The sequence below is a fragment of the Demequina sp. NBRC 110052 genome, assembly GCF_002090075.1.
Classification (GTDB): domain Bacteria; phylum Actinomycetota; class Actinomycetes; order Actinomycetales; family Demequinaceae; genus Demequina.
In genome coordinates this window covers 87,435-108,161 of the sequence record NZ_BBRI01000003.1, presented here as the reverse complement: position 1 = coordinate 108,161, position 20,727 = coordinate 87,435, and the positions used below count along the sequence as shown (strand labels likewise).

16 protein-coding genes are annotated in these 20,727 nt (G+C 69.8%); 8 read left to right on the top strand and 8 right to left on the bottom strand.

Going from position 1 to position 20,727, the window contains the following annotated elements:
• Positions 1-106 precede the first annotated feature (106 nt).
• Both B7K21_RS07940 and ettA read left to right on the top strand, forming a co-directional pair.
• Entirely contained in the window at positions 107-697 is a 591-nt protein-coding gene (locus B7K21_RS07940) for a single-stranded DNA-binding protein (RefSeq protein ID WP_084074920.1), read from the top strand.
• Positions 698-803: 106 nt separating this feature from the next.
• Positions 804-2,486, top strand: coding sequence for an energy-dependent translational throttle protein EttA (ettA, locus tag B7K21_RS07935; RefSeq protein ID WP_084074919.1), 1,683 nt, complete (start codon positions 804-806; stop codon positions 2,484-2,486).
• A 340-nt stretch (positions 2,487-2,826) separates the two neighbouring features.
• Here ettA and B7K21_RS07930 read toward each other — a convergent pair whose 3' ends face one another.
• The 3 genes from B7K21_RS07930 to B7K21_RS07920 all read right to left on the bottom strand — a co-directional run bounded on the left by B7K21_RS07930 (position 2,827) and on the right by B7K21_RS07920 (position 6,113).
• A complete protein-coding gene (locus B7K21_RS07930) occupies positions 2,827-3,735 on the bottom strand; it encodes a glycine betaine ABC transporter substrate-binding protein (protein ID WP_084074918.1) in 909 nt (302 codons plus the stop codon).
• 132 nt (positions 3,736-3,867) lie between these two features.
• A complete protein-coding gene (locus B7K21_RS07925; RefSeq protein WP_200806281.1) occupies positions 3,868-4,818 on the bottom strand; it encodes a proline/glycine betaine ABC transporter permease in 951 nt (316 codons plus the stop codon).
• Positions 4,818-6,113: a glycine betaine/L-proline ABC transporter ATP-binding protein gene (locus B7K21_RS07920; protein ID WP_084074916.1), complete on the bottom strand. Its 1,296-nt coding sequence runs from the start codon at positions 6,111-6,113 to the stop codon at positions 4,818-4,820. The genes B7K21_RS07925 and B7K21_RS07920 overlap by 1 nt, the downstream gene beginning before the upstream one ends.
• 667 nt (positions 6,114-6,780) lie before the next feature.
• Here B7K21_RS07920 and B7K21_RS07915 point away from each other — a divergent pair.
• From B7K21_RS07915 to B7K21_RS07895, 5 genes are read left to right on the top strand one after another with little or no spacing between them, the layout of a single operon-like run.
• Complete coding sequence (locus tag B7K21_RS07915) at positions 6,781-7,482, top strand: hypothetical protein (protein ID WP_084074915.1); 702 nt, start codon at positions 6,781-6,783, stop codon at positions 7,480-7,482.
• Positions 7,483-7,515: 33 nt separating this feature from the next.
• Positions 7,516-8,529 (top strand): BMP family ABC transporter substrate-binding protein, encoded by a 1,014-nt coding sequence (locus B7K21_RS07910; protein ID WP_084074914.1) that lies wholly within the window; start codon positions 7,516-7,518, stop codon positions 8,527-8,529.
• Positions 8,529-10,085 carry an ATP-binding cassette domain-containing protein gene (locus tag B7K21_RS07905; RefSeq protein ID WP_084074913.1) on the top strand — a complete coding sequence of 519 codons (1,557 nt, stop codon included), beginning with the start codon at positions 8,529-8,531 and terminating at the stop codon, positions 10,083-10,085. The genes B7K21_RS07910 and B7K21_RS07905 overlap by 1 nt, the downstream gene beginning before the upstream one ends.
• Positions 10,082-11,221 (top strand): ABC transporter permease, encoded by a 1,140-nt coding sequence (locus B7K21_RS07900; protein ID WP_084074912.1) that lies wholly within the window; start codon positions 10,082-10,084, stop codon positions 11,219-11,221. Before B7K21_RS07905 ends, B7K21_RS07900 begins: the two co-directional genes overlap by 4 nt.
• Entirely contained in the window at positions 11,218-12,129 is a 912-nt protein-coding gene (locus tag B7K21_RS07895; RefSeq protein WP_084074911.1) for an ABC transporter permease, read from the top strand. The genes B7K21_RS07900 and B7K21_RS07895 overlap by 4 nt, the downstream gene beginning before the upstream one ends.
• 18 nt (positions 12,130-12,147) lie before the next feature.
• Here the strand turns inward: B7K21_RS07895 and B7K21_RS07890 are convergent, their stop codons facing one another.
• Genes B7K21_RS07890 through B7K21_RS07875 form a run of 4 tightly spaced genes read right to left on the bottom strand, consistent with a single transcriptional unit; the run spans position 12,148 to position 15,467 of the window.
• Positions 12,148-12,909 carry a creatininase family protein gene (locus B7K21_RS07890; protein ID WP_084074910.1) on the bottom strand — a complete coding sequence of 254 codons (762 nt, stop codon included), beginning with the start codon at positions 12,907-12,909 and terminating at the stop codon, positions 12,148-12,150.
• 25 nt (positions 12,910-12,934) lie between these two features.
• Positions 12,935-13,825: an acyl-CoA thioesterase II gene (locus tag B7K21_RS07885; RefSeq protein ID WP_084074909.1), complete on the bottom strand. Its 891-nt coding sequence runs from the start codon at positions 13,823-13,825 to the stop codon at positions 12,935-12,937.
• The gene (locus B7K21_RS07880) at positions 13,825-14,265 is read right to left on the bottom strand and encodes a globin (protein WP_084075452.1); all 441 of its coding nucleotides are present in this window, start codon (positions 14,263-14,265) and stop codon (positions 13,825-13,827) included. The genes B7K21_RS07885 and B7K21_RS07880 overlap by 1 nt, the downstream gene beginning before the upstream one ends.
• 23 nt (positions 14,266-14,288) lie before the next feature.
• Positions 14,289-15,467 carry a mechanosensitive ion channel family protein gene (locus B7K21_RS07875; protein ID WP_159448454.1) on the bottom strand — a complete coding sequence of 393 codons (1,179 nt, stop codon included), beginning with the start codon at positions 15,465-15,467 and terminating at the stop codon, positions 14,289-14,291.
• Positions 15,468-15,544: 77 nt separating this feature from the next.
• Here B7K21_RS07875 and malQ point away from each other — a divergent pair, with 77 nt between their 5' ends.
• Positions 15,545-17,689, top strand: a complete 2,145-nt coding sequence (malQ, locus tag B7K21_RS07870; protein ID WP_084074908.1) for a 4-alpha-glucanotransferase — start codon at positions 15,545-15,547, stop codon at positions 17,687-17,689.
• 240 nt (positions 17,690-17,929) lie between these two features.
• Here malQ and pepN read toward each other — a convergent pair whose 3' ends face one another.
• On the bottom strand, positions 17,930-20,503 hold the full coding sequence (gene pepN / locus B7K21_RS07865) for an aminopeptidase N (RefSeq protein WP_084074907.1): 2,574 nt from the start codon (positions 20,501-20,503) through the stop codon (positions 17,930-17,932).
• Between the last annotated feature and the right edge of the window lie 224 nt (positions 20,504-20,727).

Here is a 20,727-nt window from a genome sequence, read left to right as displayed (position 1 = left end):
ACCCCCGCCTCTCCACGGATCCGGCGCGACGCGTCGGGCTGGCGGGAGCGTCGCCTCACCCTGGACCTGGCCGCACCGTGCGGCGCACGGATCCCAGGAGGGGCGCATGAATGAACTGACCATCGCAGTGAGCGGGTGGGTCGCCACCGACCCCACGCTGCGCATCGGTGCCGGCGGCACCACCATGACCACGTTCCGCATCGCTTCCACCGCGCGATATTTCGATCGCGATCGGAAGCAGTGGGTGGACAGCAAGACGGAGTGGTTCAACGTCAGGGTCTTCCGCGGCAACGCGATCACGGTCGAGAAGTCGCTGTTCAAGGGCCAGCCGGTCGTCGTCACCGGGCGGCTGCGGACGAACGTGTGGGAGTCGCAGTCAGGCCCGCGCACCGACCTCGTGATCGACGCGCACGCGGTGGGCCACGACCTCACCAAGGGCATCGCCACGTTCACGCGAGCCACGGGGGACGCCACGCTCGACGCCGAGCCGGCCACACCGGGCGCGCCAGCAGACGCAGACGGCGCGGCGGACGAGGGCGCGGCAAGCGTGCGTTCCGTCGACGAGGCCCCGACCGACGCGCTCGAGGTGCCCGACGGCGAGCAGCAGGACGACGGCTACGCGGACCTCGATCTCGAGGACGAGCAGACCGGTGACGCGGTCGAGGACGACGACCTCGAGCCTGCGGCCGCGCGCTGATCCCAGGGCGGCGGGCCGATGGCCCGTCGTCCCCGGTGCCGCGTAGGCTAGGGGCGTCGAACGCGGGCCGCAGAGGCCCTCCCACCCCATCCCACACGGAGCTTCAGTGGCTGAGTTCATCTACACCATGCAGAAGGCGCGCAAGGCGCACGGCGACAAGGTCATCCTCGATGACGTCACCATGGCCTTCTACCCCGGCGCCAAGATCGGCGTCGTCGGACCCAACGGCGCAGGAAAGTCCACGATCCTCAAGATCATGGCGGGGCTCGAGCAGCCGTCCAACGGAGAGGCGCGCCTCACGCCGGGCTACAGCGTCGGCATCCTGCTGCAGGAGCCGCCGCTGAACGAGGAGAAGGACGTCATCGGCAACGTGCGGGAGGGCATGGGCGAGCTGTACGGCAAGCTTGAGCGCTTCAACGCGATCTCCGAGGAGATGGCGAACCCCGACGCCGACTACGACACCCTGCTCGCCGAGATGGGCGCGCTGCAGGAGGACCTCGACAACGCGAACGCGTGGGACCTCGACTCCCAGATCGAGCAGGCCATGGACGCGCTCCAGTGCCCGCCAGGGGACGCCGATGTGAAGGTGCTGTCCGGCGGTGAGCGCCGCCGCGTCGCGCTGTGCAAGCTGCTGCTCGAGAAGCCCGACCTGCTGTTGCTCGACGAGCCCACCAACCACCTGGACGCCGAGTCCGTGCAGTGGCTCGAGCAGCACCTAGCCAAGTACCCCGGCGCCGTGCTTGCCGTCACGCACGACCGCTACTTCCTCGACCACGTCGCAGAGTGGATCTGTGAGGTCGACCGCGGTCGCCTGTACCCGTACGAGGGCAACTACTCGACCTACCTCGAGAAGAAGCAGGAGCGCCTGCAGGTGCAGGGCAAGAAGGACGCCAAGCTCGCCAAGCGACTCAAGGACGAGCTCGAGTGGGTGCGTCAGAACGCCAAGGGCCGTCAGACCAAGTCCAAGGCGCGACTCAACCGCTACGAGGAGATGGCCGCCGAGGCAGAGCGCACCAAGAAGCTCGACTTCGAGGAGATCCAGATCCCGCCGGGCCCCCGACTGGGCAACATCGTGCTCGAGGCGAAGAACCTCCAGAAGGGCTTCGGCGATCGCAAGCTCATCGACGGACTGTCGTTCACGCTGCCGCGCAATGGCATCGTCGGCGTCATCGGCCCCAACGGCGTCGGCAAGACCACGCTGTTCAAGACCATCGTGGGTCTCGAGCCGCTCGACGGGGGAGACCTCAAGGTCGGCGAGACAGTCAGCATCTCGTACGTCGACCAGAGCCGCGGAGGCATCGACCCGAACAAGTCGCTGTGGGAGGTGGTCTCCGACGGGCTCGACTACATCCAGGTCGGCAAGGTCGAGATGCCCTCGCGCGCATACGTGAGCGCGTTCGGATTCAAGGGCCCGGACCAGCAGAAGCCCGCAGGCGTGCTGTCCGGTGGTGAGCGCAACCGCCTCAACCTCGCGCTCACGCTCAAGGAGGGCGGCAACGTGCTGCTGCTCGACGAGCCGACCAACGACCTCGACGTCGAGACGCTCGGCTCGCTCGAGAACGCGCTGCTCGAGTTCCCCGGCTGCGCAGTCGTCGTCAGCCACGACCGCTGGTTCCTGGACCGCGTCGCGACGCACATCCTCGCGTACGAGGGCACCGACGAGGACCCCGCGAACTGGTTCTGGTTCGAGGGCAACTTCGAGGCGTACGAGAAGAACAAGGTCGAGCGCCTCGGCGCCGAGGCCGCGCGCCCGCACCGCGTGACCTACCGCAAGCTCACACGCGACTGATAGCGCTCCGCCGAACGCCCCCGCCTCTGTGGTGGGGGCGTTCGCATGTCCAGTGCGCGTGTCGCACAGACTCGCCGGTCACTGAGCGTCCACTGCCGCGCGCGCTGGCGGCGGGAACGTCACTGAGCGTCCACTGCCGCGCGCGCTGGCGGCGGGAACGTCACTGAGCGTCCACAGGGGCACGGGTGCAGGGAAGTGGACCGCCAGTGACGCTCCGGAGCCCGCCGTGCATCGCAGTGGACAGTTCTGTACCGCGCGACTGCCCGTATGCACGACGAAGGCCCCGGGGCATGCGCCCCGGGGCCTTCGTGTTCCGACGCGTCAGCGCCGCGAGTGAGACTTACGCGGTGAGCGAGTCGACCCACTCCTGGTTGTCGGCGATGAAGCCGGCGACGATCTCGGGGTACTCCGACTCACCCGAGGCCGCGTTGAGGCGGTTCTCGAGGTCGTACAGCAGGTCGGACTCCATGGTGAAGCCGGCGAGCCAGCCCTCGACCTCGGCGAAGTCGTCACCGAAGCCGTTGCGGGAGTAGGTGTAGATCGACTCGGCGTCACCCAGGGTGCCCTCCGGGTCCTCAAGGTTCTTGAGGTCGTAGGCGCCGTAGGCCCAGTGCGGCTCCCACAGCGTGACGGCGATGTTCTCGCCATCCGCCATGGCCGAGTCGAGCTCGGCGAGCATGGCCGGGGTCGACGAGGTGATGAAGTCCATGCCCTCAAGGCCGTAGACCGGGATCGCACCCTCGACGGCGGCGGTGAGGCCGGCGCCGGGCTCGATGCCGACGATGCGGTTGCCGAACGCGTCCGCGTTGTCTGCGAGCTCGGCGAGCGAGTCGATCGGGGCGTCGGCGTTCACGGCGACCGTCAGGGCGGCGCTGTCGAACCAGGCTCCCACCTCGGTGATGTCGTCGCCGAACTCCTCGAGGTATGAGGCGTGCGTCGCGGGCAGCCACACGTCGGTGACCAGGTCGTAGTCGCCGTCGGCGAGGGCCTGGAAGGTCACGGCGGGGTCCGCGTACTCGAGGGTGACGTCGTAGCCCTTGTCCTCGAGGATGGCCTCCCACAGCAGCGACGAGGCAACCGACTCGTCCCAGCCGTTGAACACGCCGAAGGTGATCTCGCCGCCGGCGGTGTCCTCGGTCGAGGTGGCCGAGTCAGTGGGCTCGGCGTCGTCCCCGGTCGAGGAGCAGCCCGCGAGCACGAGGCCCGCGGCGGCGGTGAGGGCGAGAGGCGCGAAAGAGCGCATCTTCATGATGAGTGTCCTTTCCCAACGAGGGGAGTCTCCCCACGTCGTGAGCACCGGTTCCGCCCATCGGTCGGGGCGGGGTGCGCGCGATCCGACACGAATCGCGAGGTCTAGTGGTGTGCGGTCAGGGGATGGGGGTCAGCGGCCGGGGTTGCGGCGGTTGCCCGAGTTCTCCGCGAGGATGCGCTCGGTGTCCTTGCCCTCGGTCTCCTTGATGGGGGAGTCCTTGAGCACGGTGCCGCGGATCCTGCGGATGAGGTGCAGGCCGCGCTTCTGCCCGAACGCGCCGGTGAAGCGGTCCAGGATGATCGCGAGGATCACCACGGAGATGCCTGCCTCGGCCCCGATGGCGATGTCGAGGCCCGAGACGGCGCGGGTGACCTGGCCACCGAGTCCGCCGGCGCCGACCATTCCGGCGATGACGACCATCGACAGCGACAGCATGATGACCTGGTTGACGCCGGCCATGATGGACGGCATCGCCAGGGGCAGCTGGATCTGGCGCAGGATGCGTCGAGGCGAGGCGCCGAAGGCCTGGCCGGCCTCGACTACCTCCTTGTCCACGTTGCGGATGCCGAGCTCGGTCAGGCGCACGCCGGGAGCGATCGCGAACAGCACGGTGGCGAAGATTCCCGGGGCCACGCCCACGCCGAAGAAGGCGATCGCGGGGATCAGGTAGACGAACGCGGGCATGGTCTGCAGGAAGTCCATGACGGGCTTCACGATGTTGGACACATGCTGGTTGCGCGCCGCCCAGATGCCGAGCGGGATGCCCAGGAGCAGTGCGAGCACTGCGGAGACGAGCACCAGGGACAGCGAGTCCATGGAGTTCTCCCACTGGTCGACGCCGATGATGAACACCAGGCCGGCCACGGTCCCGAGCGCGAACTTCCAGCCGCGGGCGAAGAGTGCCGCGATGGCAAGCACGATGATGATCGCGATCGCGGGGGGCGTCGCGAAGACCCAGTTGACCGCGTCGTACATGCCGGTCCACAGGTCGCCGAGGAAGCTCAGCAGCCAGTCGAGGTTGTTCTCGATCCAGTCCTTGCCGGTCTCGATCCACGTGCCGAAGGGGATGCGGAATTCCATCACTGCACCTCCTTGGTGTCGATCGAACCTGAGTCGACGGCGGCCTCCAGGGCCTTGTCGACCACGTCGGTGGGAAGCGGGTCAGGGCGCGCGGCCGCCTGCGCCGCCGCGTCTGGCTCGCCACCCAGCGTCGCGAGGAGCGTGACGCGCGGGATGACTCCCACGAGGCGGCCCTTGTCGTCCTGCACGCCGAGCGGCAGCTGCGACTCGAGCGCGGGGATGAACAAGTCGGACAGCGAGGTGTCGGCGGGTACGGCGCCGTGGTCCTCGCGCACGATGCTGGTGAGGTCGCGCTCGCCCTTGCGTACCAGCTCGAGTGCGTCGCGGTCGCTGACCCAGCCGACGAGGCTGCGGTCGCGCTTGGTGACGTACACCGCGCTGAGCTGCTCGTCGCGCATGATCTTGAGGGCGCCGTGCGGTCCTGCGGAGGGGTGCACGACGGCGCGCGGCTTGCGCATGACCGACTCAGCGGTCAGCACGCGGGTGCGGTCCACGTCGGCCACGAACTGCTCGACGTACTCGTTCGCCGGGTCCGTGAGGATGTCCTCCGGCGAGCCGATCTGGACGATGCGGCCGTCGCGCATGACGGCGATGCGGTCACCCAGGAACATGGCCTCGTTCAGGTCGTGCGTGATGAAGATGATGGTCTTGCCGAGCGTGCTCTGGAGCTCGAGCAGCTGCTCCTGCATCTCGCGTCGGATCAGCGGGTCGAGCGCGGAGAACGCCTCGTCCATGAGGAGCACCTCGGTGTCAGCGGCGAGTGCGCGGGCGAGGCCGACGCGCTGCTGCATGCCGCCGGAGAGCTGGCTGGGGACCTTGTCCTCCCAGCCGGCGAGGCCGACGATCTGGGTGACCTCGCGGGCCTTCGCTTCGCGCTCGGCCCTCGGCATGCCCTGGATCTCGAGTCCGTAGGCGACGTTGTCGAGCACGGTGCGGTGGGGCAGGAGCGCGAAGTGCTGGAACACCATGGACACGCGCTTGCGGCGGATCTCGCGCAGCTTCGCGGCCGGGATGTCGGTGATGGTGTCGTCGGCGATGGTGACGGTGCCCGCGGTCACGTCGTGCAGGCCGTTGAGCATGCGGATGAGCGTCGACTTGCCCGAGCCGGACAGGCCCATCACGACGAAGATCTCGCCGCGCTGCACCTCGAAGGAGGCGTCGATCACGGCGGCGGTGGTGCCGGAGCCGAGCTGGTCGCGAGGGGTGCCCTCGCGCAGACGGTTCACGGCCTGGTCAGCGTGCTTGCCGAATACCTTGAACAGGCCTTCCGCACGCAAAGCGATGCTGTCGCTCACAGATTCGTCCTCAGCTTTCGCGCATGTCTGCACGAAACTTCAGTCGCGGTCCGGGCCCCGCGCGGAGATCGGGACGCGAAGCGCCCGCACGATCCCTCGCTGCGCCGCCGGATAGCGGCACCAACGCGGGTGGCCATACGCGCCTCGCCTCAGAGAGCGAGGCCCGCGGACCTGGGTTTCATTGACCCGCGCGACCTGCACGGCGAGGTGCAGTCCTGGCACGGATCCTTGTCGAAGGTAACAACTGCAAAACAGGCAATGCAATTCCTTGACCAAATTGTGACATTCGAGGTCCATATGTCGATCGAGTCATCGCGCCTGCTATGGGGCCAATCTCGTGGGCGATGAGGTGCCTGGGGACCTCCCGCCGATCGGTGCACCTCCGAGGCGTGCCCCTCGTGTGCTCTTCGTGACGTGAAGGGGGCGTGAAGGGCAGGGTTGTGGTGGGCGTGAAGCGCGGCCGCCGCACGCATCACATTGCCGACATGTTAACAAGCAGTTTCCCGGGCGGCGCGGGCGGGCTCAGTTCCGTGCTTGGAGAGCCATGTGACGTTACTTCCATGTAAATTCCTGGGCCAATCGTCACGTACTTGTCAACAAGTTGCGTACGGTGATCGCAATGCCGCCACACCCCTGACGGTGGCGCACCCGAGTCTGGAGAGGGCGCATGAGCTCCATCACCGCCGCAACGCAGGGGGCCTCCCTGCCCCGCGTCGGCGGCGTGCGCCTGCTCCTGATCGGCATCGCTGCGGTGGGCGTCGGACTGCCTCTGCTTCTGACGCCTGCCGCAGCGGGAGCCGCAGACGGTGACACGGTGGATCTTGCCGGCATCGTCGCGCAGTGGCCCCACGCCTACACGGTCACCGCGACCAAGTCCGAGCCCACGTACGTGGAGCACATCACCAGCACCCGCGACGGCGATGACTTCGCCCTCGAGATCGTGATGACAGCACAGGGGACCGGCGCGGGAGGCACCTCGCATGCGCAGGTCCAGGTGAGCGCAGACGGCGCCATCGTCTGGGGCCAGGGCTGCACGGCGAGCGACTGCGACGACGCGCGCACTCTGCGGGGCTTCCTGTCCACGGCGCTGATCGTGTCCGCGCAGCAGCAGGGGCGGCTCCCCGCGACCGGAACCCTGCGCACGCTCGGCTCCCATGACGTCGTGTGCGTCACCGACGCGGCTCTCCACCCCGATGCCCCCGCCACTCTCGACCTCGAGCCGTGCTTCTCCGTCACTACCGGCGCGGTGCTCGGCCACTACTCGCCTCAGGTCGCCGCCTTCGTGGGCGCGACCATGAGCGCGACCACGATCGATGAGAGCTCGCAGCCCGCTGTGCGCCTCCTCGCAGGCGTGCCGTCCTCCTCCTGACTGCTCGCCCCGAACCCGAAAGGAACACTCCCCATGTTCAACACCCACCGACGCGCCGCACTCGGCGCTGGCTTCGCCGCAGCTTCGGCGCTCGCGCTCTCCGCCTGCGCCACCGAGACGGAGGGTGCCACTCCCGCCGCAGAGGCGGGGGAGGGTGCCGAGGTCCTCAAGGTCGCAGCGCTCACCCCGGGCACCACCACCGACGGCGGCTTCAACCAGGTCGTGCTCGAGGCGCTTACGGCTCTCGAGAGCGAGGGTCTCATCGAGTTCGAGATCCGTGACGAGGTCTCCGACTCCGCGACCGCGGAGCCCATCATGGCCGACTACGCGAGCCAGGGCTACGACCTGATCATCGGTCACGGCATCGAGCTCGGCGACGCAGTCTTCGCTGTCGCCGAGGACTTCCCGGACGTCATGTTCACCGCGTCGGGCGGCATGGACATCCTCGACAAGCACACGGATAACGTGGAGACGTGGACCTACTCGTCCGCGGACCAGGGCTACCTGTCCGGCTACATCGCCGGCGCGTCGGGCCTCAGCCCCGTCGGTCGTGTCGAGAGCCTCGAGCTCGACTTCGTCGTCGCCACCGACGTGGCGTTCATGGAGGGGCTCGCCGACGCGAACCCTGACGCCACCGCGCTGGACGTCATCTACACGGGCAGCTTCGACGACGCCGAGGCGGCTGCGTCTGCCACGTCCGGCCTCATCGCGCAGGGCGCCGAGCTCATCTTCACCACCGGTGACGGCATCGCCACCGGTGTGGGGTCTGCAGCGTCCGACGCGGGCGTCGCCACGGTCGGCGTCTCCGAGGCTGCCGGCGAGGCGGCCCAGGCGGTCAACATCGCGACGGTGAACCTCGACATGACCCCGATCTTCCGCACCTGGATCGAGGAGGTCGCCGCGGGCGACTTCGGAGGTCGCGGAGTCACGTCGACGATCGCCAACGGCGGGCTCGTCGCCACCGAGATCGCGGATGCCGAGATCGCGGCCGCGGTGGAAGACCTCATCGCGGGTCTGCAGGACGGCTCGATCACGATCGACGGCTGATGGTCGCATCGCACCAGGAGACGGACCACGTCGCGCTCGCGGCGTGGTCCGTCTCCAAGTCCTTCGGAGCCGTTCAGGCTCTTACCAAGGTGGGGATCGATGTTCAGCCGGGCCGCGTGCACGCGCTCGTCGGCGAGAACGGCGCGGGCAAGTCGACGCTCGCCAAGATTCTCGCGGGCATTCAGCCCGCGGACTCGGGGCAGCTGCTGCTCAACGACCGCGAGGTCGAGATCAGCGGGCGCGCTCACGCGAAGAGCCTCGGCATCAACATGGTTCCCCAGCAGCTCAGCCTCGTGCATGACCTCTCGCTCGTGGACAACCTGCTGCTCGCCTCGCCGCGCCTTCGCGCCCGCAGGTCCGACGCGCGCGCCGCCCTCTCGCGCACGCTCGACTCCGCGGGGGTCCAGGTGGACATCGATGCGCCCACCGGAAGGCTCGGGCTTGCTCACCGGCAGCTGGGCGAGATCGTGGTGGCGCTCGCGGAGGGCGCACGCCTGCTGATCCTCGACGAGCCCACCGCCAGCCTGGGGCCGCATGAGGTGGGAGGCCTCTTCGCGCACCTGCGCGCGCTGTGCGCCCAGGGCACCGCGATTCTGCTGATCACGCACCGCGTGGACGAGGTGCTGACCGTCGCGGACGACGTCACCGTGCTCTCCCACGGACACCAGGTCTTCACCGGTCCCACGGAGGGGCTCGACGCCAACCGCATCGCTCACCTCATGGTGGGCGAACTCCCGGAAGCGATCGCACGCGCGCCCCGCGAGCGCGGTGATGCCGTGCTCACCCTCACCGAGGTCGATGCGGTCTCCGACGTGGATTCCGATCTGCAGCAGGTGAGCCTGGAGGTGCGCCGCGGCGAGATCGTGGGAGTCGCGGGCGTCGCAGGCTCAGGCCAGAACCTGCTCGCCGAAGTGGCGGTCGGGATTGCGCCGACGCAGGCAGGCGAGGTCGTGCGGGCAGGCTCCACGGCGTCGGATGCTTCCGGAGCGCTCGCCGCGGGCGTCGCCTGGATCCCGGACCATCGCGCCGACGCCGTCGTGCCCGGCATGAGCGTCGGCGAGAATCTCACTGTCTACGCCGCCTCGGTGGACCCGGCTCCGCGTGCGCGCGTCCGTACGCGCTTCTCCGGACGCCGCGCGCAGGCCGTCGCTGCCCAGGCCGCGGTGCTCACCGAGTATGACGTGCGTCCCCACGATCCGACATTGGCGGCAGGCAACCTCTCGGGCGGCAACCAGCAGAAGCTGCTGGTCGCGCGCGAGCTCGACGCCGCGTGGAGCGCCGAGTCGCCGGCATCCCTCGTCGTCGCCAACGGACCCACGCAGGGCATGGATCTGCGCGCCTCCCAGGCGATCCGCGCGCGACTCGTCACCGCGGCGGAGCGCGGCGCCGGCGTGCTCGTCGCGTCCCACGACCTCGATGAGCTGCTCGACATCGCCGACCGCGTCGTCGTGCTGGTCGGCGGCCGCATCGCCGACGACATCCCCGCCGACGAGGCCACCGCGGCGCGCATCGGCCGCGCCATGTCGGGGCTGGCGCGGGCAGGAGCGAACTCATGAGCGCCGCCACGCTGCGCCGTCTGACCACCATCATCGCCGTCGTCCTCGGATCATTCGTCGCGGCCGGCGCGCTCATCGCTCTCAGCGGGGCCAACCCCCTGGTCGGACTGCAAGGCTTCGTCGAGGGAATCGTCGCATCGCCGTACCGCTTCGGCGAGCTGCTCGTGGGAGCGGTGCCCATCGGCATCGTCGCGCTCACGCTGATCCCCGCGCTGAGGGCCGGGATCTTCTCGATCGGTGCCGAGGGGCAGGTCGCCATCGGCGCCCTCGCCTCGGGCGCGGTGATGCTCTCACTCGGCGACGGCGTCCCCGCTCCCGTGCACTGGTTGCTCGGCGCGCTCGCGGGCGCGCTCGGTGGCGCGATCTGCGCGCTCCTGCCGGCGTTCCTGCTGGAGCGCTGGGGCGTCAACGAGATCCTCTCGACCCTGCTGCTGAACTACATCGCCGCAGGATTCCTCGCCTTCTCCCTGCGCACCTACCTCGGCACGGAGGAGAACGTCGCGACCCCGCAGAGCGACCCACTTCCCGAATCCGCTGAGCTCCCCGCGCTCATCCCCCAGACCCGTGCGCATGTGGGTGTCCTGCTGGTCATCGTGATCGCCGTCGCGTTCGCGTGGTGGCGTCGCACCGCGTCCGCGACGCGCATCGCCGTCTTCGCCGAGCGCCCCGCGTTCGCGAGGCGCCTGGGAGTGTCCCGCGCACGCACCATCTACCGCACCATGCTCGTCTCCGGGCTCGGAGCCGGGCTCGTCGGCTATCTGCAGCTGGCGGGACTCAACTCCCGCCTCTACACGTCGGTGACCGGTGGCGTCGGCTTCAGCGGAATCGCCGTGGCACTGCTCGGCGCGCTGCTGCCGGCAGGCATCGTCGTCTCCGCGTTGCTGTTCTCCGCGCTGACGGTCGGCGCCGCCGGCATCCAATCCGCGACGGGCTCGATCCCGTCGTCCATCGCGGACGTGATCAAGGCGGTGATCCTGCTCGGCATCGCCGGCGCCATGGGCGCGACGTCGCGCCGCGAGGCACGACGCGCCGCCCAACTGCCGCGAGAGGACCCGGAACCGCCCGACGGAAGACCCGACGCGTCGGCCGGGGAGAACGCCGCCATCGGCCAGCTCGGTGAGAGGGGAACGTCATGAACTCCGCACTCTGGATCGCGATCGCCGCCGGCGCGATCGCGCTCGCGACCCCGCTGATCATCGCCGGGCTCGGCGAGACTCTGGTGGAGCGTGCGGGGCGCCTCAACCTCGGCATCGAAGGCATGATGGCCATGGGTGCGTTCGTCGGCATCTGGGCCGCGAGCGCGGTCGGCCCATGGATGGGGCTGCTCGCTGCTCTCGCTGCAGGCGTGGTCATGGCCGCGGCGATGAACCTCGCCGTCTACCGATTCGGCGCGAACGAGGTGGTCGTCGGCCTCGCGATGACCATCCTGGGCCTCGGCCTGAGCACGTACCTGTACCTGATGTGGATCCCTGCGGGCGAGGTCAACCGATCCGTGGAGACCCTCCCGACGGTCTCCCTGGGCCCTCTCGCCGATGTCCCCGTCCTCGGCCCTGTGCTCTTCCAGCACGACATCATGGTGTACCTGCTCGTGCCTCTAGTCCTCGGCTTCTGGGCCCTGATGCGCCACACCACGGTGGGGCTGCGCATTCACGCGGTCGGCACGGACCCCGAGTCGGCGCGGCTGCGCGGGGTGCGCGTCGAGCGCGTGGGCCGGGGGACCCTGCTCGCTGGCGGCGCGATGGCGGGACTCGCCGGCGGAGTCATCACGGCCGGCTCCATCGGCTCCTTCACACCGGACATCACCGCAGGCAGGGGCTACATCGTGCTCGCCGTGGTGATCATGGGGAGGCTCTCGCCGCTCGGTGTCACGGGAGGCTCCCTGCTGTTCGCGCTGTTCCAGAGCTTCGCGTTGCTTGGTCAGGGGCTGGGGCTGGGACTGCCGAGCGAGGTGTACACGACCCTTCCCTATGTCGTCACGCTCGTGGTGCTCGTACTGTCCTCGCGCGCACTCGTGCGTGCTCGCCTCGCGCCCATGCGCGCGTGACGTCGAGGATCAGCGCTGTCAGCGCTGGCCCGGATCCGACGCCGATGAGCGTGCCATCGCCGCCAGGTGCGCCTGCACTGCCGCGATCGAGCGCGCGGTGACGCCCTCGAGGATCCGTTCTCCCTTGCCCGCCGTGGCGGAGCGCGGGTCGCCGAACACGCCTGAAGGCGACAGCGCGTCGAAACGGAGGGGGCGCATCCCGAAGTCCTCGGGCATCTCCGGATAGCACTCGACCATGCGGTCGCCCTGCACCAGCTCGGGGCGCAGCGCCATCACCATCGAGGTCTCGATCTCGTCGGCGTGGCACAGGCCGGGAGCGGCCCACGGCGTGTCCTTGACCTCGTCGCCGATGTCCGTCAGACCTGGATAGTCGAGCACGATGGCGTCGAGGCCCTCCGTGACGAGCTGGTGTGCCGCGGTGTGAAGAGGCAGGCGGTTGCCGTAGTCGCCGTTGACGATGACCACCGTCGTCACCCCGAATCCGTGCGCGGCTCGCACGATGTCGAGGCACACGGCCGTGGTCGTCGCGGGCGAGAGGGAGAGCGTTCCGGGGAAGCCAGCGTTGTCCCACGTCTGTCCGTACGGCACTGCAGGGAGCAGAAGAGCATTGAACTCCTGCGCGACCCGCCGGGCGATGGCCTCCGCCTGGAGCGTATCCGTCGACAGGGGCAGGTGCGGGCCGTGCTGTTCGAGAGCGCCGAACGGCAGGATCGCCAGTGTTCCGCCGCGCGCCACGTGGGACTCGACGTCGGTCCAGGAGCAGTGCGCGAGCTCGATCATCGTGAGGTCCCTGGCTCGGCGGTTCTCAGGCAGACGGCTTCGAGACGCGGAACATGCCCTCCTGCGCGACGGAGGCCACGAGACTGCCGTCCTCGGCGAAGACCCAGGCGCCGGCGAGGCCCCGCCCGCCCTGCGCTGTCGGGGCGTCCTGCACGTAGAGCAGCCACTCGTCGGCGCGCGCGGGGCGGTGCCACCACATCGCGTGGTCAAGGCTCGCGAACGAGATGTCCCGCGTGGCCCACGACAGGCCGTGGCGGCGCAGCACGGGCTCCAGGATGATCTGGTCGGAGGCGAAGGCGAGCAGCGCCCGATGCTTCAGCTGGGGGACGTCAACGGGCCGACGTGCGCGCACCCAGGCGGACTGGTACTGGCGCGGCTGCGGATCCGGCTTGAGGAAGATCGAACCCTCGACCTGACGCACGTCGAACGGCGCGCGCTCGAGCCAGAAGTCGGCCTGCGGGTGTCCGGCGAACGGCGCGAAGATGTCCACGCCGGAGGGCAGCTCGTCGGGGCCGGGCACCTCGGGCATCGCGACCGCGTGCTCGGGCCCCGTCTGCTCCTCCTGGAACGACGCGATCATCGACAGGATCGGCTTTCCGTCCTGGAGCGCGTGCGTGCGCCGCGCGGAGAACGACCTTCCGTCTCGCAGCACCTCGACCTCGAAGTCGATCTCCTTGCCTGTGTCGCCTGGCCGCAGGAAGTAGCCGTGCATCGAATGCACCTGGCGCGCCTCGTCGACCGTGAGGCCTGCGGCGACGATCGCCTGCGCGAGCACCTGCCCGCCGAAGACCCTGCCTCCCGGCATCGGCAGCGAGATGCCGGTGAAGCTCGTGTCGCCCGTGCGCTCCAACTCGAGAGCGGACAGGCCCGACGCGACGGCGCTGTCCGCCCAGGTGTCCTCGCGGTGCTCGACCATCACTTCTCCTCGCCCGCGGCCGCGCGCGGGGTGTCCTCGAAGGTGTTGATCATCGAGTGCGCGGCGCGCTCGAGGTAGTCCATCAGGGTGACGGCGTGCAGCGGGGCCAGATTCGCTCCCGCGACGGCCGCGCGCATGTGGCCGATCCAGCGGTCGCGCGCTTCGGGGTTCACGTGGAAGGGCTGGTGGCGCATGCGCAGCCGTGGGTGCCCGCGCTGCTCCGAGTACGTCGTCGGACCGCCCCAGTACTGCTCCAGGAAGGCCGTGAGGCGCCAGATCGCGCCCTCCCAGTCGTGCGCGGGGTACATCGGTGCGAGCACGTCGTCCGCCTGGACGCCCTCGTAGAAGCGTCGGACGATGCCCTCGAAGGTCTCGTGTCCGCCGACCGCGTCGAAGAAGCTCTCTCCGGGTTCCTGGGGCGCTCCTGATCCGACGGTCATGCCGGGAGCGGGCTCGGTCGCGCTCACTCGTCTCCCTCGGGAGCGACGTCGCCACGCACGACGTGCCCGCCGCGTGTGGTCTCTCCGATGCCCTGGTGGGCGGCGGTGTCGGTCGGCGCCTCGGTCGACTTCGACTTCGGGCGGCGGTCGCCTCCGGCCGGTGCGGCGGGCGGCGTGTCGAGCTTGAACGCCTGGTGGGGGATCGCCATGCGGATGCCGCGCTCGTCGAAGATGCGGCGCATCTCGCGGCGCACGGTGCGCATGACGTCCCACTGCGACACGGGCTGCACCTGGATCAGCAGTCGCACCGTCACGGCGTCGTAGTCGAAGGACTCGATGCCGGGCACCTCTGGTTCGGACAGAATCGACTGGTCGATGCCCTCGTCGGCCTCGCGCGCGGCCTGCACCGCGTCGAGCATGGCCTGGCGGGCCTCCTCGAGGTCCGTGTCGTAGCTCAGGCGCACCTCGATCAGCGCGCGCGACCACAGGCGTGTCATGTTGCCCACGCGGACGATGTTGCCGTTGGGGACGTACCACATGGTGCCGTCGATCGAGCGGAGTCGCACTGACCGCAGGCCGATCTCCTCGACCACGCCGGAGGCCTCTCCCACGTCGATGATGTCGCCCACGCCGTACTGGTCCTCGACCAGCATGAACAGCCCGGAGAGCAGGTCCTTCACGAGCGACTGGGCGCCGAATCCCAGCGCGACGCCGATGATTCCCGCGGACGCGAGCAGCGGGGCGATCGAGATGCCGATCATGTCGAGCACGATGAGCGTCACGGTGGTCACGACGACGACGGCGAGCACCGAGTTCAGGACCACCCGGATGGTGCGTGCGCGCTGCTTTCGCCGCTCACGCTCGAGCCGCGCGTCGAGGGTGTCGACCTCGGGCAGCGCGATCCGTGCCTTCTTGAGCGCCGCACGCGCCTTGCGCTCCGTGACCGGAAGGCCCTCTTCGATCGACCGCGTGAAGATCTTGATGAACCAGCGGCCCAGCGCGAGCACGATGACGCCGACGAGGATGATCGCGCCGATGAAGGCGAGGTTGCCCACGCCGTCGCCGAAGAGGTCCTGGAACCACTTCTGGGCGTCCTCGATCGTCTCACCGGTCTGCTGAAGCGCGGGACCCGCCGACGGTTCCGCCGAGGGATCCGTGGTCGACAGTGGCAGCAGGGCGGTGGGGATCAGATTCGAGAGCACCCGACCAGGGTATCCAGGCCTCCCGACACGGCAAACCCTCGCTGCGGCCCTGTCGGCGACGTGCCTGCTCTGGCAGGATGGTGGAGGTGACAGAACCCGACGCCTTGGAGGCCCTCCCGTCGCCCGCGCTCGAGGAGCTCGCGCGGGCCTGCAGGGTCTCGCTCGAGTACACGGCGGCGTCCGGCGAACGCACTCGATGCACGGCCGAGGCGATCCGCGCGGTGCTGCGTGCCCAGGGCGTCGACGCGCACGACGACGAGGCGTGCGCCGAGTCCCTGGTGCGTCTCGAGGACGCCCGGTGGGAGCGCATCGTGCCTGCCGTGACGGTGGCGACCCAGGGCGAGCCACGTGACCTTCCCGTGCACGTGCCGCATGGCTCGCCGGCCACGGCGCGCGTGCGCCTCGAGACCGGCGAGGAGCGCGAGCTCGAACAGCTCGACGTGTATGTGCCGCCGCGCACCGTCGGCGGCCGCGAGGTGGGTCGCGCGACGTTCCGGTTGCCTGCGGACCTGCCGCTCGGCTATCACCGTCTCGAGGGCACCACGACCGGCATGCGCGGTCGCGGGTGGGTGATCGTGACCCCCGCGCGCCTCGAGGTGCCGCGCGAGATCCGCGAGGCGCGACCCTACGGCTTCCACACGCAGCTGTACTCGGTACGGTCCTCACGCTCGTGGGGTCTGGGCGACTTCGCCGACCTGGGCGACCTGTGCGCGCTCGCGAAGGTGCGCGCTGGCGCCGACTTCGTGCTCGTGAACCCGTTGCATGCGCCCGAGCCCGTGCCGCCGCTCTCGAACTCGCCGTACAGCCCATCGTCGCGGCGCTTCCTCAACCCCACCTACATCCGCGTCGAGGACATCCCCGAGGTCGCGTATTTGCCGAGTCAGCAGCGGGCGCTGCTCGAGTGGGAGTCGGAGCGGCCGCGTGCCGTGAACGACACCGCCGACCTGCTGGATCGCGACGGCGCGTGGCGCGCCAAGTCCGCGGCGCTCGAGCAGGTCTTCCTCGCTCCGCGCACCCCCGGGCGCGACGCGCAGTTCGAGGCATTCTGCCTGCGCGAGGGCCGGGCGCTCGAGGATTTCGCGACATGGTGCGCGCTCGCGGAGGCACATCGCGGCGTGCCGTGGCCCGACGAGATGTCGCGGCCGAACTCGCCTGCGGTGTCGGCGTGGCGGGACGAGCATGCGGACCGCATCCTCTACTACGCGTGGTTGCAGTGGGTCGCCGAGGAGCAGCTCGCGCGAGCGCAGGATCGCGCGCTCGAGTCGGGCATGCGACTGGGCATCATGATGGATCTGGCCGTGGGCGTGCACCCCGAGGGTGCCGACTCGTGGTCCCTGCAGGGCGTGCTCGCGCGCGGCGTCGGCATCGGCGCCCCGCCCGATGCGTTCAATCAGAAGGGTCAGGACTGGTCCCTTCCGCCGTGGAACCCGCGTGCGCTCGAGGCGGTCGCCTACATGCCGTTCCGCGATCTGGTGCGCGCCGCGGTGCGGCACTCCGGCGCGCTGCGCATCGACCATGTGCTGGGCTTGTTCCGGCAGTGGTGGGTGCCCCAAGGGCACAGCCCCGTGGACGGCGCGTACGTGCAGGTGGACCACGAGGCTCTGATCGGCATCGTCGCTCTCGAGGCGCACCGTGAGGGTGCGATCGTCATCGGCGAGGATCTCGGCACGGTCGAGCCGTGGGTGATGGAGTATCTCAACGCGCGCGGGCTGCTCGGCACCGTGGTGCAGCGGTTCGAGTGGCGCGACGGCAGGCCGCTCGCGCCAGAGGACTACAGGTCCGATGTGCTCGTCGCGATCACGACGCACGACCACCCGCCCACGGCCGCGTACCTCGCGGGCACGGACCTCGACCTTCCGGAGGAGCTGGGGCTCCTCGTCGGGGACGTGGACGAGATGCGGGCCGAGGGCCGGCGTCAGGTCGAGGCGCTCACGGAGTTCCTCGACGAGCGCGGCCTGCTCCCGGTGGAGCACGAGGACGAGGATGTGCTCGGCGCGATGCACTCGCTCGTGCTGTCCTCTCCTGCGTTGCTCACGGCGGTCTCGCTCGCGGACGCGGTGGGGGAGACCCGGACGCAGAATCAGCCCGGCACGTTCCTCGAATACCCCAACTGGCGCATCCCGCTCACCGACTCGAATGGTGTTCCTGTGCTGCTCGACGACCTGTTCGAGCACCCGCGAATGCGACGCCTTGTGGAGAGGCTGCGCGCGGCGCGGTCCTGATCCCCACCGCGCCCTCGACCGTGAGGTGCGCACGCGGGAGACGCGCCGGGCAGTCCCCCCTTCGGTCCGCCCGGCGCGCCGCGCAGCGCAGCGTCCTGAGGGTGCGACCGCCGGAACGGTACAGCCGCGACGCCGTCGAACTACGCTTCGCCAGAGTGCCAGGCGGCGCGGCGTTTGCCAATGGCAAGCGAGAGGGATGTGAGGCAGTCGTCACGTCCCGCATGGGGCGTTCGCGCGCGTTCAGGCGCGCTGCGCCGCCAGCGCCCGATGCACCTCGTCGCGGCCCTCGATGACGACCTTGCGCAGCACGGAGGGGGCCTCCGCGTGCTCGAGCAGCCACGCGTCGAGCCTGTCCTCCAGTCCGTCGACCCGGCCGGCGAGCGCCACGGGGAAGACGTAGCGCGCGACGCGCGCGCCGACGAAGCCCTCGTTGGCGAGGTAGTACGCGAGCAGGTCGTCCAGCAGGTCGTCCACGAGCGGCGCGAGGAGCGCCGGGTCATTGGCGCGAGCGAGTCCGAGCGCGACTTCGTACTGCGTGGCGTTGTTGAGTGCCGCTCCCTCGGGGTGGGCGAGTGAACGCCAGGCGTCGCGCTTCGCCTCGAGGGTGCCGATCGCTGCCTTAGCTCCCGCCGCACGGCGCCGGCCCGCGGCCGTGTCGTCCGTGCACAGGTGGGCGTCGATGCCCGCGGCGTCGATCGCGTTCGTGGCGGCGAGCGACTGCACGAGCAGCCAGCCCAGGTCTGTGTCGATCGTGAGCTCGGCGAGCACGACCGCGCCGTCCAGGATCTCGCGGACCCGCGCGGACTGCTCGGGCGTGCGGGCCACCTGGGCGTACGCCTTGAGCAGCTGGAGCTGCGTGTCGGATCCGGGCGTCGCGTCTGCGAGAGAGCTCCACAGGCGCTCGCCGGCTGCGGTGCCGACCGTCGTGACGCGGCTTGGGTCTGTGTAGCGCGTGAGCGCGGTCACGAGAGTGCGCGCGTGAGACTCCGCGGCCGTCGAGTTCGCCATGACGGGCAGCGCCGTGAGGACGGCGTCGATGTAGCGCTCGGCGGGCAGCTGCGCGTCGCGGCACATGTGCCACAGCGCGTCCAGCACGATCGCCTGCGGCTTCGCCTCGGTGAGGTCGCCGAGGTGCGCGGCGGCGGTCTCGAGCGAGCGCTCGGTCAAGCGCAGCTTGGCGTAGGTGAGGTCGGCGTCGTTGACGAGCAGGAGGTCGGGCAGCGACCTGCCCTGCGCGTCGGGCACGTCCGCCGAGCCGTCCTCCACCGAGATGTCCTGAGCCCAAGCGCGCGTGAACGCGCCGTCGGCGAAGCCGTAGCCCGCGACCGTGATCCGGTGGGGGTGCGCGACGGGGAAGGCGTCCGCCGCGTCCTCGACGACCGTGAGCGAGGCGATCGACCCATCGGGCGCCTCCCGTACCTCGGCGCGCAGCGTCGGCACCCCGGGGGTCTCGAGCCACGCGTGGGCCCACGCGTCGAGCGGGCGGCCAGCGGACGCCTCGACCTCGGCGAGGAACTCCGCGAGCGTCGCGTTCCCGAACGCGTAGCGGCGCAGGTACGACGCGACGCCACCGAAGAACGCTTCCTCCCCGACGTAGGCCGCGAGCTGCTTGAGGGCGGACGCCCCCTTGGCGTACGTGATCATGTCGAAGGCCGAGACGGTCGCCTCCGTATCGGGCACCTCGGTCACGATCGCGTGCGTCGTCGGCAGCTGGTCCTGCACGTACGCGACGGACTTGCGGCTCGCGCCGAAGGTCACCCACGCGTCGGAGAACTCCGTGACCTGCTCCGTGGCCCACGTGCCCACCCACTCGGCGAACGACTCGTTGAGCCACAGGTCGTCCCACCAGCGCATCGTCACGAGGTTGCCGAACCACATGTGCGCGAGCTCGTGCAGCACGACGTTGAGCCGCATCTCGCGCTCGCCCTCGGACGGCCTCGAACGGAACAGCAGGCGGTCCTCCGAGATGGTGACGGCGCCCACGTTCTCCATCGCGCCAAGGTTGTACTCGGGCACGAAGATCTGGTCGTACTTCTCGTACGGGTACGGCGTGCCGAACACGCGCTCGTACAGCTCCAGGCCGGCCTGCACCGTGCCGAGCAGCTCATCGGCGTCGAGGTGATCGGCGAGCTGCGCGCGCCCGTAGACGCGCGCGCCGATCTCCCCCTTGGCGGTCGCAAGCGTGCCGCCGGCGGAGGCGTACGGACCGGCGATGACCGCGGCCACGTAGCAGGGCAGCGGCACCGTGGGAGCGAAGGTCCAGCGGTTCACGCCGGTCATGCCCGACGCGGCGACCGGGGTGGTCGCTCCCGGCACTACCGCAGGGTCGGGGGTCGGGGAGTTAGAGACGACGACCCAGTGCGCGGGCGCGTCGACCGTGAACGCGAACGTGCCCTTGATGTCGGGCTGGTCGAAGCAGGCGAACGCGCGCCGGGCATCGTTGGCGGCGAACTGCGTGTAGAGGTACGTCTCGCCCGTCTCGGGGTCCACGAAGCGGTGCACGCCCTGGCCATCGGTGCGGTACGCGAACGTCGCCTCGACCTCGACTGTCGTCCTTCCCGTCAGTCCGGTGAGGGTGAGTCTGCCGTCGCTGACGACCGCCGCGGGATCGCGCTCGACGCCGTCGACGGCGACGCGCGTGACGTCCTCGGCGACGACGTCCAGGAAGGTGTCTGCGGCGTCGGGCGCGGTGAACGTGAGCCGCGTGCGCGAGGCGAACGCGTCGCCCGGCAGCGTGAAGTCCAGCGCGACCTCGTAGGCCACGTCGGAGATGACGGCCGCGCGCTCCGCGGCCTCGGACTTGGTGAGGTTCATCCCAGGCACGGCTACGAGTCTCCCACGGCTCGACTTGCGACATGAGGCGAGCGGGATGACGATGAGGTGTCGCGCGAAATGTGAGATATGTCACAAAGACGTCGCATGTCCACACCGCCGACGCTCCAAGGCACACGGACGCCGCCTGTCCTCGAAGGGGATTCACAGGCCGACGACGGTCCGGCGCCTCGACTGGTGCCAACCGCATTCATGCGATCCAGTCT

Coding starts and splice junctions, on each gene's coding strand:
- B7K21_RS07890 (WP_084074910.1), bottom strand. CDS start 12,909: ATGATCGAGCTCGCGCACTGCTCCTGGACCGACGTCGAGTCCCACGTG.
- B7K21_RS07885 (WP_084074909.1), bottom strand. CDS start 13,825: ATGGTCGAGCACCGCGAGGACACCTGGGCGGACAGCGCCGTCGCGTCG.
- malQ (WP_084074908.1), top strand. CDS start 15,545: ATGGTGGAGGTGACAGAACCCGACGCCTTGGAGGCCCTCCCGTCGCCC.
- B7K21_RS07910 (WP_084074914.1), top strand. CDS start 7,516: ATGTTCAACACCCACCGACGCGCCGCACTCGGCGCTGGCTTCGCCGCA.
- B7K21_RS07925 (WP_200806281.1), bottom strand. CDS start 4,818: ATGGAATTCCGCATCCCCTTCGGCACGTGGATCGAGACCGGCAAGGAC.
- B7K21_RS07900 (WP_084074912.1), top strand. CDS start 10,082: ATGAGCGCCGCCACGCTGCGCCGTCTGACCACCATCATCGCCGTCGTC.
- B7K21_RS07940 (WP_084074920.1), top strand. CDS start 107: ATGAATGAACTGACCATCGCAGTGAGCGGGTGGGTCGCCACCGACCCC.
- B7K21_RS07930 (WP_084074918.1), bottom strand. CDS start 3,735: ATGAAGATGCGCTCTTTCGCGCCTCTCGCCCTCACCGCCGCCGCGGGC.
- B7K21_RS07905 (WP_084074913.1), top strand. CDS start 8,529: ATGGTCGCATCGCACCAGGAGACGGACCACGTCGCGCTCGCGGCGTGG.
- pepN (WP_084074907.1), bottom strand. CDS start 20,503: ATGAACCTCACCAAGTCCGAGGCCGCGGAGCGCGCGGCCGTCATCTCC.
- B7K21_RS07880 (WP_084075452.1), bottom strand. CDS start 14,265: ATGACCGTCGGATCAGGAGCGCCCCAGGAACCCGGAGAGAGCTTCTTC.
- B7K21_RS07915 (WP_084074915.1), top strand. CDS start 6,781: ATGAGCTCCATCACCGCCGCAACGCAGGGGGCCTCCCTGCCCCGCGTC.
- B7K21_RS07895 (WP_084074911.1), top strand. CDS start 11,218: ATGAACTCCGCACTCTGGATCGCGATCGCCGCCGGCGCGATCGCGCTC.